The sequence below is a fragment of the Infirmifilum sp. genome (assembly GCF_049970975.1).
Taxonomy (GTDB): domain Archaea; phylum Thermoproteota; class Thermoprotei; order Thermofilales; family Thermofilaceae; genus Thermofilum; species Thermofilum uzonense.
Genome location: NZ_JBMFLX010000001.1, coordinates 30,475 through 43,479, shown reverse-complemented (window position 1 = coordinate 43,479; position 13,005 = coordinate 30,475). Strand labels below are relative to the sequence as shown.

The window sequence follows — 13,005 nt, the reverse complement described above, 5'->3', positions numbered from 1 at the left end:
ATAAGTTCGGCTAGGGAACGTGGAGTTAAATAGGTGATCCATAGTTTTCTGGCTGGGTAGAGCTCTTCTTCCCTAAGCGTTTCCTTTGAGTCTAATCCAAGCCTCGGTTGTCCACTCCGGATACGACGAATGGAGTCAAGGACGTCCTCCATGTAATCCTTACTAATCACACCAGCCTCGTACTTTGCGCGTGTCAGGCTTTCCACCGCGTTGTAAGTCGCCTCAGCTATTTGTACACGTGTCATCCATTCAGTTTCATAATTAAGCATCAAGTACCAGTTAGGTGCTGTAAGCAACTCACGGTGCTCTTCTAAGGTGTGTTTCAATATACGGTAACCGAATTTTCGCGGCATATGGAAAGCAATACTACCAGGGTCTACGAAAGGCGCCAAAGGCGCTACAAATGCGTCTACGGATCTTCCTCCTATTTTAAAGAGCTCAAGATAGAAGTCGCCTAGTGCTTGGACGTTTAAGGGTGTTTGCATAGGTAGCCCCACCATGAAGTACAAATCTACCCTTGTAAAGCCAAGCTCCCGAACATTCCGTACAAACTCCTTGAGGCTAGCGTTTCCGTAAGGTCTCCCATAAGCTTTCCTTACCCTCTCATCATGAGACTCAGGTGAAATTTGAAGATACACTTTGTCTCCGGTTTTCCTATAAAGATTCAAAATATCACGAGAAGGAGGTGTGAAGAACTCGAAGAAAAGCTCTATATCAGTTTTTTCTTGTGCAAGCAAACTCGTGAACTCCTCTATGAACTTTCTTCCGAGGAGTTGGAGATCATTAACGAAAAATATTGGAGCCCTCAGCCTCTCTGTGATCTCTTTGTACTCCTCAAACAAGGTCCTCGGGCTTTTAACTCCAAGCATCTTTCTACGGAATATCACATGGTAAGTAAAATTGCTTCCACCGCAAGCTAGGCAGTTTAATGAACATCCCTTGTATGTGATTACAGCTGTAACAGGGTGCTTTAGGAAACTGCTCCAAGGTAAAGAGTTTTTTAAGCCGCTCTTTATCATAACCTTAGAGATTATCTTGTAGTCTGGTTTCAGGTCATCCAGCTCAACGGGAACATATTTAAGGCCTGTAAATTTCAACTTGCCCTCTTGCCTGAAAGCAAGATTAGGGATGTTTTGAAGACGGGCCATTTCACCCTTCTCCAAAGCTTGTACAAGCTCGAAAACGATGGGCTCAGTAGTGTCGCCTAGAACAACGACGTCGACAAATGGGTATTTTTCAATTATTTCGCGCCAGTAATAGGTTGCTGATAAACCACCTATAATGATCGGAGCTTGATGAAGCTCCTTTACAAGCCTTGCTAATTCGATTGCACCATGAGAGTGGACAAGCCAGTGAATGTCAAAACCATAAACAGATGATTTGATGGTCTTAAGGAGGTGTGGAACATCCAGGTCAGGCTCGTTAACCATTCTTGCAGCTACATTGTATAGACCGACTCTTACCCCCCTTTTCTCGAGGTAGGAGGCTAGATAGAAGAAGCCTGCAGGATACATATCAAAGATGGGCTTGGATGGAATGACGTCACTTATAGGACCATAATGGACGCGTTTTAAATCACGAAAGTCGTAAACACTTGGAGGATGTATTAGGACAAGATCATAGCTACGCGTCATGAAGCCCAGTAGAAATCAAAATCAAAACATATATTTTTTAATTATGTAAAAGCATCAATTAAGAATCTCAGAGCATAATATATCATTGCTGTAATGAGGACAAGCTGTATGAGTTCTAGGATTTTCTTGTTTGCTCTTAGACCCTTGCTAGCCATATAAGCCAGTAAAGAAAGCCATGCATAGTCCATCCATACGTGCACTGCATAATACTCGAGCATTCCGGAGAGACCTGGGGAATAAAGGTTGATATCCGCTATTATTTTTACACCTACAGTTCCCCACCATACTAGGAAATAGGGGTTAAATGCTGTAAGCATGAGCCCTAACAAAATGGGGTTTACCGCCATTCCCATAGTCTTCACAGTTTTTCCCTCCGCGTGCTCACCTGCGAGTATGTCTCGTAGAAACATTACGGCAAAAAACAGAATTATGAATCCTCCCGCAATGGATAATAATCTACGAGTCGTTGGGTTAAGAAGGAAATTATAGGTCCCTACGCCTAAGAGGACAAACAAGGGTAGTTCAAAGAACATGTGACCCAAGGCCGCTTTAAAACCATACTTCCATCCATGAATACTACCTCCTATTATAGCTGAGGAGGACAGAGGACCTGGCGAAACCACACCACCAGCAGTTAGTGCTACAACCTCCACGGCTAGCGATGGATCGATCATGTTCGCTGCAAACTGATTTCTAGGACTATTTTAGTTTTCTCATGTATTTTCCGAAATTATTTCTTAAGGGATTATTTCCACCGTGTTATTGAATGGAGGGTAGAGGAGATCTTCAGGGGAAATAACCCCGCTGTCAATGCTCTCAATTATTGCTGGAACCGAGGCAAGAACGAGTTTTATAAGCGTCTTTGTAGCTTCACATACTTCCCTAAATCCTGAGTCCCCCCAATATCTTTCTCTATATGCGTAAAGACACCTTCCCCCACAGTAATTGAAATAGGGGCAACTTATACATGGCTCCAAGATCGGTCTTTGCATTAGTTTAAAGCCTGTTTTAATGTCGCCCAGTAAAGCCCAGTTCTCAGAGACTGCTATTGGACATGCCGTTATTTTTCCATTCGTTAGTATTGACACTGAATTAACTCCGGAGCCGCAGGGCGGAGCGTTATAGACGTTTCCAAAGATGGCTTGTGAGGCAATGGCTTTGAAAGGCGCGATTCCCAGAACCTTTCCCTTCTTTATCCGGGTAATCCATAAGCTCATCAGTCTCCTTAAACCGGGTTTATAGCTGTTATCTCTCCATTCTGTGAAGTTTCTCCACCTATCGCTCCAGACTACGTCTAGTTGCCAGTGAATATGGTTGAATAAATTAAGAGACAATAGATGCGATACATCCTCGTATATGTCTGTATCTTGTGTCACAGTCATCCTTGCTATGACGTCGCCTTGAAATCCTATTTTTCTAAGATGCTTTGCCGCTTCCAAGACCTTCTCATAGACACCAGCACCCCTATGCTTGTTTGTAATCTCTCGCCTCCCATCAATGGATAGTAACACTGTATCAAATCTACGCCAATACTCGTCCGGGAGCATGTGATACAGTAATCCATTCGTTTGTATCACAAAATGCTTAGCCTTAATATTATCCAATATCCAGATTACCTTCTTGTAATTTAGCAGGGGTTCCCCACCATAAAACGCAACCACTGCCTCGTCATCTTTCTCAATTAGCCTCTTTAGGTTCGCCAAATCATACTCTATTTCCCAAGGAACTTTCTCCCTGGGAAAACTACCTCCACAATAATCACATTTTAGGTTGCACTGGCCCGTTGTAAACACGATGTAGAGCACAGAGGTAGCTCTTCCTGTAACCGTATAAATTTATCTCGAGGCTGAAAATTTCACGGCGAGACTTTAAGCCGAGGAGGATAGCTGTCAGCCTGAACCCATCGAGCATCTCCAGAAACTACTTCTAGGAAATACCCCTTAAGTCTGAGAGAGGAGGGTTCTTTCGGACAAAAAATAAAAGTTCCTCCACCAACACCCGATTTTTCGAAGACCGCTACGGGTGGCATTGAGAGATAATCTGCGAAAACTCTAACATTGAAGACTGAGGAAGGATAAGTATAGACTTGAAGGGACACACATTCACCGATGCTGGTCTCTGTTTCATTCCATCCAGCCCACAGAAAAGGTGATTTGCCCGGCATGACCAAATCCGTTCTTCGAGTGAAATTTAACGGATGAAGATTGAGAAGATATAAGATGAAGGGATCGGGAACCCATGAGTAAATCACCTCACATTTGGAGCCCAGTCCACCAGACACACTAGCATTTAAAGAGAAAATGTTTGTGAACCTGGGCGTGAGTGTCAGATTAAACGCCTGGCCTTCGCCTCCAGATAAACCTGGGCAATTGAGCTTGAGCTTGAAGCTATAAACCCTGACCGAGAGAAAGTAGGGGTTAGGGAAGTATATTCGGATTCCCAAGAGTGTGTTTTCCTCGGTTTCTCCATACACCCTGCTAACCTCTATGAATACTGGTTCAACGGAGTAAATTACGTAAAATTCCATTAGCTCATAGATTATGAATATTAACAGGAAGACTGAAGCAATATGCTTTAGCTTCATTTGTTAAGATATTATTGCTTCGTCGTTAAAATAGATTTTTGGTTTTTTAGAACCGATTTAATAGATCTTCTATACAAGAGAGTGACTTCTCGTATTGCTCGCATTTAAGGATCGTTAGACCGGCTGTACCCTCATACTTCAATCTAAGTTCAATGAGTTCGCCCTTCTGTTGGTGAAATCGAATTCTTGCTTTTTTATTAAAACTAGAGACTTCTAAAACATAGTCGCCCTCTTCCACTGATCTCTTGGTATGGTAGCCTCTTTGTTGAAGTGCCTGCTCAACGATCTCGAGAGCCTTTAAAGGTTCCATCCTCACCCCCAATAAGTAAAAAATTTTACACATGCTTAAATATTTGTCCTCATTTCGAGAAGATGTATGTCAGTCGCAGTTTTTGGAACAGGACTTATAGGCTCGAACATAGCTAGGAGACTCCTAGAGAGGGGATTTAGAGTTTCTGTCTGGAACCGTAGTTACGAGAAGGCAGCCTCTCTCGGCCAATTCGGAGCGAGGGTAACGAAAAGCATACGGGAGGCCCTTGAAGGGGCTGAGATAGCTTCAATAAATGTTTCAGATGACAACGCATCTCTCTACGTCTTGGAAAACATATTGAATAACCTCGGAAATGATCTGGTAGTAGTAAATCATTCAACCGTAACACCCTTGCATTCTAGAAGGGCATATGAGATGAGTACAAGGAAAAATTGTCCATATATTGCTCTACCTATAATGGGTGGCCCGAAGGAAGCTATGAGCGGCGACCTTGTTGGAATCGCCGGAGGAGACTATGATAAACTCGTGACCCACAAAGACTACATTGATGCGTTGTTCAGGAAAGTTCACGTTGTGGGCAGTCCTGAGGAGGCCTCGGCTGTAAAGCTCGCTATTAATAGCGTTTATTTCTCTGCAATGATTGGGCTCGCAGAGGCGCTAGTTTTAGCTGAGGGCTGGGGGGTGAGCCCTGAAAAATTTTTCGAGATAGGACAGGATCTATGGATAAAAAGCATTATTGAGAGATATGGTTCGAGATTAATTGCTGAGGAGTATCCAGTAAGCTTTAAGCTGAGATTAGCTGCTAAGGATATGTATTATGCAACAGTTGCTGGATCTGAAAAAGGAATATCTTTACCTCATATCTCATCCATGGCTCAGCTGCTTTTAAGCGCTTCTATGCGAAAGGCTATATCAGAGGAGGACTATACGCGTGTTTACAAGTTCCTAAAAGGGCTCGTCTAGATGAGTGCTACCTCGTACCACCTGTGAACTTTTATTGCGAGGTAGTCAATAATCCTAACTGGGGAATAAATTGCCTTCTTTACCAGAAAGGATGAATGGGCCTCAGAGAGACTGGCTTGCGTCTCACGGGGTACTCTACCAACAGCTATCTCGGCATCGATCCCAGTGACTGCCTCTGGTGGAACATTATCGAACCCCCTAAGATTCAATTTCTCGTCGAAATACCATCTCGCAAAAATTTTTCGCTGCTGATTCTTCGTAACTAGGACAGCCGTATAGGTCTTCGAGGGCTTTACAAGGTTGTCATCAATGTAAATCACAGCTTTTTTGAGGCTTCTACGCGACACAGACTCGGCACTTGATCTGCGAATACTCAGGTAGAGATCTCGGATAATGTCTTCTACGGAAAGATGTACGTGTTTTCTCAATATCTCGGGAGGTATCTTTTCAACGGGTCTCTCGCTAATGATCTCAACAAGCCTCCTGAAATTTTTACCATAAGCAAATATGTATTCCCAAGGCGGCTGCCACCAATACTCGAACTTGTATATTTCATCGAGTTCAGAGATTCTCTCTTCAACCGTCCTAAAATTTTGATCAAAGTGAACCTCGGCCTTAACCTCTGGCTCATCTCCATCAATGCGCGCTACATAGGCAACACCCCAAGTCTTCTTTTTTACAATACTTCCCGGAAGGATGGCAAGAATAGTATTCTTTATTAAAGGCTCCTCCTCTGGCTTCCCAGCAGCGAGCTTTAAGCACTTAACAAGCGACAAACTATCTCGAGAATCATACTCCTCCTGCATCTTTACTCGCTTTTCGTCAACAAAGGGAAGATTGAGGTAAGAAGCCAAAACCTCTGCCGATGCCCCTCCAACGACATAATATTCGCCTTCCTGGAAATCTAAACTTTTAGGACACTCGACGGGAAACCAATCTCGCGAATAGCACTTCACAGGTTGTAATTTCTCGTCGAGGTATATCGTAGTTGGCTCCTCCTCACTTATAAGTAAAGGCGTTACTGGCGAGAAAAATGGTTCGGGAAGATAGATCACTCTCATGACCATTATCCCTATCTCCTAGCCGCCACTAAGGCTAAAAATCCAGGTCCCTTGCTTGTGTATATATTAGTAAAGCGTTGCCTCTGAAGATCCTCAATTATTTTCTCAGGCTCAGGATACTCTGGTACATCGAAAAGTTTGAGAAAGGTTTTCAAACCCTCTCGCTGGTTAATGGGTAAAATAAGGGACAAGTTCCCTTTACGCTTTAAGAGTTGAGAGGCGAGCGACAATATGTTGGGCCATCCCAGTCTCCAAGCATCCAAGGAGCCCACATATAAAAAGTCTAAGGACTCTTTCAGCCTGTTTATCTCGTCAACGTTACTTAGGAGGAGTCTCTCGTCGTTCATCAAGTAGCGTCGAGAGTACTCGTCGAGTATTTCACGGAATAAAGTGTTTTCGATCAGGTTCGCCTCAAAAAGGAGTATCTGCTTACCTCCAAGCCTAGAAGATATCTTTGCTGATGTGAGGGGGATGATGCTGTTGATCTCTGCAATCTGTGGGGAGGAAGGTAGTTTCGACATATTTATAACCCACTCATGAAGCCTTTTGAGAGGTAGAACCTCATAGAAGATCTCACTCAAGAATACATGGGGTCTCCAATCTCCACTTAGATAAACCCTCGTTAGTGTCGTTGAAGCATATCTAAGAAAATCTTGTAACTGTTGAACTTCCGCGTCTAGTGAAACATTTCTCAATCTTTCCGTAGCACTGGTAATCAACATGGGAAAATCCTTCTTGATAGTCTCGAATATGCGAGCCTTGGGATGTTTTAGTTCCTCTAGAGTTCTATACGTATCAAACATTATCCTTAGAGCAACATCATAAATTATGCTTTCAGACATTACTCTATCACCAGATCCAGCACTCCTCTCCTGTATAGCGAGAGGAGAGCCTCAGCATTGACAAACAATACTTGAGGATTATCTTCTCCTAAAGCCTCACTGACCTTCATCTCGTTTTTTTCAATAACCTTCGAGATGAATGCTCCACTATATTTCTCGTAGACAAGAGTTGGTCTATACTTCTTGAAGAGCAAAGCCTCAGGTAGTCGCGGTCTTATCGTGATAGTTGAGCCGTTAGCTACGAGCCAGAAAACCTGCTTAGCATAGGCGAAAGGCTTTTCCTCCAACATTATATCTAGAATTCTAAAGGTGTTGACATAGTCTAATGGAGCCGATGAATACGAATTCTCTAGAACGTCTAAGAGAATTTCAAGCCATCCGCGGAGTATTTGATAACTAAAGTCTCGTTGGAAGTCCACCTCCACGATAGTATCCCTACCTGAAATCTTAAGTGCCGCAGTTGTAGCCGTGGTAAACGAACTTATTCTAATGTTGAGCTTTCTTGACTCTACGCGAAAACCAGAAATATTCCTTAAACCCTTCAAATCGTCTTTCGAAAGGAGTATTTCATATAAGCCTTTTTCAGGAGCCTGTAATGTTAAAAATACTCTTACCCCTCTTTCTTCCCCATTCCTGTCAAAATATGCTATTAAAACGTGGTCAAGATGGGGATAGGCTACTCCTGCAAGCCCTAAAGGATTAGCCTTGGCTTCTTCTATAATATTAGGTGTTAATTCTAAAGGGATTTCCGCTCCGCACCGTGGGCAGCGCACCTTAACAGTCCTAATGACTTGAGCCCTGCTCATATTCTCGCCTTTTATCTAAAATATATTTTATCAAAAATAAAAATGGAGCCTCAACTTCAATTAATTGCTTCGCGGATACCTCAAAATATCCTAAAAGGTTATGTGCACGAGCATACTCCAAAGCTGTCTCACGGGGGACCATTCTAAGCGATTCAAGATCCTTTTTGTTACCTACTAGAACTGCTGGGATAGGGCCCAGGGTGTCCTCTACAACTCTACGCCAGTTCTCAATCTCTATAAATGTTTCCTCCCGTGTAATATCGAAGACATATACGACGCCCCTTGCCCCTCTTAGAAATGCTGGGGCAAGGAAAAAAAACCTGTGTTCGCCGCCAAGATCCCATATAGAGATAGTAACTTCTGTCCCATTTACCCATCTTAGTTTTTTAAAGAAGTGCTGAATACCTACCGTTATCCTTTCTGATTCATTAAATGAGCCACCAGTAAAAACTCTTGCTAGACTGGTTTTACCCACTCCACCAGGACCACATAGCGACAGTTTTATTACACTTGTCGACACTATGCCTTCACGTCTATCATTATTGAATAATTTATATTTTTGACCCTTAGAAAACAGTATTTCTTATTTTTGTTTATTTCTAGCTTTCAAGCCATGACTTTATGCGCTCAATTCCTTTCTCAATATCCTCCTCCCTTACGGCAAAAGCAAACCTAAGATGTCCCTTGCCCGCATCCTTTGAAAACGCTGTTCCCGGTAGTACTACTACTCCTTTCTCTTCTAATAATCGATCTGCGAGTTCTCTTTCATCTTTAAGTCCCTTTGCTTTTATAATCTCTGTAAAGTCTGGGAATATGTAGAATGCTCCTTCAGGCTTGAAGACGTGAACACCTTTTATACTGCCTAGATGCCGGTGGATCAGGTCACGTCTCTTCCTATACTGGTTTAATATGGGTTTAAACCATTCCAAGCCGTCCTGTAAAGCTTTCGCCGCCGCTATCTGCGCAAAAGTCACTGGACACGAGTACATGTTGTTTGCTATCACGGAAAGCTTAGATATCAGATCCCTGTTAGCAACAACGTATCCCAGCCTCCAGCCGGTCATCCCGAATGTCTTTGAGAAACCGTTAACATAGTAAACGACGTCCCTCCAGTACGGGGTCTGGAGTGTTGAAAAGTGTTTACCCTCGTAAACGAAGTGATCATATATCTCATCAGAAACAATGACGAAGTTTTTCTTATATGCGAGGTCCACGAGTGCCTCAACATCGCGCTGATCCATTGTAGATCCAACAGGGTTCTCGGGATAGTTTAGCACTATCATTCGAGTTCTATTTGTGACCAGTCTCTCTATATCCTCGTATCTTATTTTGTAGTTGTTTCCGCGGTGAAGCCTAAGGAAAATTATATTGGCTCCAATAAATCTCGCAACGGATTCATATAAGGGATAAGCGGGATCTGGAATAATCACCTCATCTCCAGGTTCTAGGAGTGCAAGCATCCCTATGAAAATCGCGGCTTTTGCTCCAGCTGTTATGGCCACTTCCTCCGGTTTAACGTCCACTCCGTATTCCTCGTTTATGAAATCTGAGACAGCTTCTCGCAGCTCTGGCATACCCAAACTTGGACCATAACCGTTAAATCCTGAATCCATAGCCTGCTTCGCGTATTCTATAACATGGGGTGGGGGCTGAAAGTCAGGTTGACCAATCCCGAAAGATATGACATCTACACCTTTTTTCTTAAGCTCGAGGCTGCGAGCAAGATATACAAAGGACTCCTCGGCTCCAAGCTTACTCGAAATGTGGCTTGTTTTTAAAATCGGCTTGGACACGTGATATCTGAGTTTCAGAGGAATTTAAGCTTTACATTCTTAAAAACTAAAACGGTATGTGGAAAAAGATTCTTAAAAGAAATTTTTCACGCCATTGCACTAAAAAACTTAATAAAGAGTTTGGGAAAGATTAAAATGATCAACCATGGAGGAGCTTGTTAAAAGCATAGACCAAATCCTGAAAATGATCGATCAGAGCATCAATGAGAAAAAGATACCTGAGGCTATGAGAACTTACGTTGAGCAACTTGAGAGAAACATGAGGTTATTCCTTGACGTTGCCGAGATTAGCGTTCAGGAGAATACCATTCAGTCCCCAATAAGTCCAAGCTCTAGGGGGGCAATGTTCAATTTGAGGAAAGCCTTCTATGCAACGTTAACGAGGCTGGCGCGGGAACAAGGTGTTGACCGGAATAGAAGCCTAGAGGAGTGGAGAAGAGTTGCTGGAGTTCTGATAGAAGAGACGAGGAAGAGGGGGATAATTGAGGCCCCATGCAAGATTGTTCTAACCTATAGTATCGTTTCCGATTCCAAGTCAAAGTATATATCTTTTAAGAGCGCGCGGATCTTCTACTTTGAACTAGAGGACATAATAAAGTTAGATCTAACAAAGTAAAGAGCCGTTCCTAGTAAGGCGGATCGGTATCCTTGAAAACATAAGGTGGGTGTGTGGTAGCGTAGAGTATCTCTTGGACCTCCTTTTCTCCCAAGATAATCTCGGATAATTTTATAAAGGACAAGAGATCACCCCTTTTCCTGGTTTTCTTAACTTGGTTTTTTAGGTATGGATGTTCGTCTATTATCATCCTTGAAAGTTCCTCGAAAATCTTTCTCCCCTCGCTGTTCATCTGATCGTTAGAGAAGTATATGTTGCGGTTGAGCAGGATTTTCCGGGTTAAATAAACAATGTCCCTGCCAAAACGCACGCTAGCATGAAGATGAAGAAAAATAAATTCGTTTTCATTTAGTCGGGACTACTTTACCCTAACCCTATATGTACTCCCCATGGACTCAATGATTATGGCTGGTGGAGGCGCTATGACCTGTTTGACACGTAAGCTTTTGCCTGCAAGTTTTTTCAGAAAATCCTCGAGTGTTAGTTCTTCCATGTTTTTCCCTAACAAATAGGCACCTCATCACATCTTGTAGGCTTTCTTTCAAAATATACGAGCATAAGAACATATTACCAATATTATACGCATTATTTATTAACCTGAAGGGAGTCCACCACCTGTGTGCGGGATAGTCGGGGTCGCCGGCGAAAATATTAGCGCTGGGTATCTTCTAAGAGAATGCTTAAGAAAATTAGAGTACAGAGGATATGATAGCGTAGGTATCGCTACTATAAATGATGGCAAAATCACAGTTGCTAAAGGTGCGGGAAAGATAGACGAGGTCGACTCTAGGCTTTGCCTTCAATGTCTAAGAGGTAATATTGGAGTGGGCCACACTAGATGGGCTACTCATGGACCACCTACAGATAACAATGCACATCCGCATGTTGACTGCAAAGATAGGGTGGCAGTGGTACATAACGGAATCATTGAAAATTATCTCGAATTAAAGGAAGAACTTATGAGAAAGTCGCATGAATTTAAGAGTCAAACGGACACAGAAGTAATAGCGCACCTTATTGAGGATTACCTTTATCAAGGATTAGAGCCCTATGAGGCTTTTAAAAAAGCGGTTGGAAGGCTTAGAGGAAGTTACGCGTTGGCCGTCCTAATAATAGACACACCAGATAGGATCTACTTTGCAAGGCGATACTCGCCACTTATAATTGGGGTAGGTGTGGATATTGTTTTTCTAGCCTCGGATATCCCCGCTTTCCTAGAATACACGCGTAAAGTTATACCTCTAAATGACGGCGAGATTGGATATGTCTCATCTAAAACAATTCATATTGAAGATATGAGTGGCAGAGTAGTAGATATTCCAAGTAGAATTCTTGAAGTGGACTGGTCCCCAGAATCTGCGAGAAAAGAGGGATACCCGCATTTCATGCTAAAGGAGATTCACGAACAGCCACGGGTGATCGGGGATACCATCTTTGGGTTCAGCAAAGATTATGAAGCGGCTGCGAGCACTCTTGCATCTAGCGGAAACATCTTTATAACAGCTGCTGGCACGAGTTTTCATGCGTCCCTATATTTCTCGCTTTTGACAGCTAGATTGGCTGGAAAGAAGGTTATACCGTTTATATCCAGCGAGTACGAGTCCTATGCTAATTTGGCGAACAAGGAAGATGTCCTGGTGGCTGTCTCGCAGAGTGGAGAGACAATAGACACTCTAATGGCTTTGAGATCCTTCAAAGAAAGAGGATGCAAAATAATATCTTTAACAAACGTTATAGGAAGTGTGATATCACGGGAGAGCCATCTTCCAGTCTACATGAAGGCTGGTCCAGAAATAGGTGTTGCTGCAACAAAAACGTTTACTACACAGCTAACAGCCCTTACCTGGCTATCCTCACTTGTGTCCTTCTACACAGGTAAAATTGGGAGAGACGAGTTATCTGAGATAAAAGGAAGAATAATGAAACTACCCGATCTGGCTACTAGAACTATTAGTCGAAGCGAGGGTTGGGCTAGACGTCTAAGTCAGGTTATCTCGAGTAGGCATAGTGTTTATTACCTGGGGAGAGGTCTAGGGCTTCCTATAGCTCTCGAGGGAGCTCTGAAACTCAAAGAAATAGCATATGTCCACGCTGAGGGGTATCCCGCTGGAGAAAGCAAACATGGTCCCATTGCTCTTGTCGAGCCAGGATTCCCAGTTGTGTTTGTGTCAATAGAGAAGAATCTTGAAAGAAAGCTTGTTGGAAACATTGAAGAGATGAAGGCTAGAGGAGCATTTACCATCGGTATTTTTGGAGAACAGTCTGAACTCGTAAGCAGAGTTGATGAAAGAATTATAGTACCCTCAAGTGATGAACTGTTACTACCAGTCCTAGAGACTATTCCGTTGCAACTCTTAGCCTATTATGCAGCCGTGGCTAAAGGTTATGACCCTGATAAGCCTAGAAACTTGGCCAAGACAGTTACGGTGGAGTAG

At 43.0% G+C, this 13,005-nt stretch carries 15 protein-coding genes; 3 read left to right on the top strand and 12 right to left on the bottom strand.

What is annotated here, in order from left to right; genetic code table 11:
* From ACP5KC_RS00270 to ACP5KC_RS00250, 5 genes are all read right to left on the bottom strand, one after another.
* Window positions 1–1,634, bottom strand: a 1,634-nt coding sequence (locus tag ACP5KC_RS00270; RefSeq protein ID WP_428286704.1) for a TIGR04190 family B12-binding domain/radical SAM domain protein, incomplete at its 3' end; no start/stop codon positions are given.
* 41 nt (window positions 1,635–1,675) lie between these two features.
* Complete coding sequence (locus tag ACP5KC_RS00265; RefSeq protein WP_273433138.1) at window positions 1,676–2,308, bottom strand: LysE family transporter; 633 nt, start codon at window positions 2,306–2,308, stop codon at window positions 1,676–1,678.
* A gap of 63 nt (window positions 2,309–2,371) precedes the next feature.
* The gene (locus tag ACP5KC_RS00260) at window positions 2,372–3,439 is read right to left on the bottom strand and encodes a TIGR04084 family radical SAM/SPASM domain-containing protein (protein ID WP_273433136.1); all 1,068 of its coding nucleotides are present in this window, start codon (window positions 3,437–3,439) and stop codon (window positions 2,372–2,374) included.
* Between the two features lie 50 nt (window positions 3,440–3,489).
* Window positions 3,490–4,218 carry a hypothetical protein gene (locus ACP5KC_RS00255; RefSeq protein WP_052883506.1) on the bottom strand — a complete coding sequence of 243 codons (729 nt, stop codon included), beginning with the start codon at window positions 4,216–4,218 and terminating at the stop codon, window positions 3,490–3,492.
* A 46-nt stretch (window positions 4,219–4,264) separates the two neighbouring features.
* Window positions 4,265–4,534 (bottom strand): hypothetical protein, encoded by a 270-nt coding sequence (locus ACP5KC_RS00250; protein ID WP_428286703.1) that lies wholly within the window; start codon window positions 4,532–4,534, stop codon window positions 4,265–4,267.
* Between the two features lie 60 nt (window positions 4,535–4,594).
* On the opposite strand from ACP5KC_RS00250, the gene ACP5KC_RS00245 reads away from it, so the two are divergent.
* A complete protein-coding gene (locus tag ACP5KC_RS00245) occupies window positions 4,595–5,452 on the top strand; it encodes an NAD(P)-dependent oxidoreductase (protein WP_273433135.1) in 858 nt (285 codons plus the stop codon).
* Here the strand turns inward: ACP5KC_RS00245 and ACP5KC_RS00240 are convergent.
* The 5 genes from ACP5KC_RS00240 to ACP5KC_RS00220 all read right to left on the bottom strand — a co-directional run bounded on the left by ACP5KC_RS00240 (window position 5,449) and on the right by ACP5KC_RS00220 (window position 9,954).
* Complete coding sequence (locus tag ACP5KC_RS00240) at window positions 5,449–6,513, bottom strand: hypothetical protein (protein ID WP_424739922.1); 1,065 nt, start codon at window positions 6,511–6,513, stop codon at window positions 5,449–5,451. The two genes, ACP5KC_RS00245 and ACP5KC_RS00240, sit on opposite strands and share 4 nt — an antisense overlap.
* Before the next feature lie 11 nt (window positions 6,514–6,524).
* Window positions 6,525–7,355, bottom strand: coding sequence for a hypothetical protein (locus ACP5KC_RS00235; RefSeq protein WP_428286702.1), 831 nt, complete (start codon window positions 7,353–7,355; stop codon window positions 6,525–6,527).
* Window positions 7,355–8,161: a hypothetical protein gene (locus ACP5KC_RS00230; protein WP_428286701.1), complete on the bottom strand. Its 807-nt coding sequence runs from the start codon at window positions 8,159–8,161 to the stop codon at window positions 7,355–7,357. The genes ACP5KC_RS00235 and ACP5KC_RS00230 overlap by 1 nt, the downstream gene beginning before the upstream one ends.
* Complete coding sequence (locus ACP5KC_RS00225; protein ID WP_424738116.1) at window positions 8,139–8,681, bottom strand: Rab family GTPase; 543 nt, start codon at window positions 8,679–8,681, stop codon at window positions 8,139–8,141. The genes ACP5KC_RS00230 and ACP5KC_RS00225 overlap by 23 nt, the downstream gene beginning before the upstream one ends.
* Window positions 8,682–8,760: 79 nt before the next feature.
* Window positions 8,761–9,954, bottom strand: coding sequence for a pyridoxal phosphate-dependent aminotransferase (locus ACP5KC_RS00220; RefSeq protein WP_191118625.1), 1,194 nt, complete (start codon window positions 9,952–9,954; stop codon window positions 8,761–8,763).
* A 145-nt stretch (window positions 9,955–10,099) separates the two neighbouring features.
* Between ACP5KC_RS00220 and ACP5KC_RS00215 the strand changes: the two genes are divergently transcribed.
* On the top strand, window positions 10,100–10,570 hold the full coding sequence (locus tag ACP5KC_RS00215; protein ID WP_428286700.1) for a hypothetical protein: 471 nt from the start codon (window positions 10,100–10,102) through the stop codon (window positions 10,568–10,570).
* A 10-nt stretch (window positions 10,571–10,580) separates the two neighbouring features.
* Here ACP5KC_RS00215 and ACP5KC_RS00210 read toward each other — a convergent pair whose 3' ends face one another.
* Together ACP5KC_RS00210 and ACP5KC_RS00205 are read right to left on the bottom strand one after the other, a co-directional pair.
* Window positions 10,581–10,880 (bottom strand): hypothetical protein, encoded by a 300-nt coding sequence (locus ACP5KC_RS00210; protein ID WP_273433129.1) that lies wholly within the window; start codon window positions 10,878–10,880, stop codon window positions 10,581–10,583.
* A 48-nt stretch (window positions 10,881–10,928) separates the two neighbouring features.
* Window positions 10,929–11,078, bottom strand: a complete 150-nt coding sequence (locus tag ACP5KC_RS00205) for a hypothetical protein (RefSeq protein ID WP_191118624.1) — start codon at window positions 11,076–11,078, stop codon at window positions 10,929–10,931.
* 109 nt (window positions 11,079–11,187) lie between these two features.
* Here ACP5KC_RS00205 and glmS point away from each other — a divergent pair, with 109 nt between their 5' ends.
* Window positions 11,188–13,005, top strand: coding sequence for a glutamine--fructose-6-phosphate transaminase (isomerizing) (gene glmS / locus ACP5KC_RS00200; RefSeq protein WP_273433128.1), 1,818 nt, complete (start codon window positions 11,188–11,190; stop codon window positions 13,003–13,005).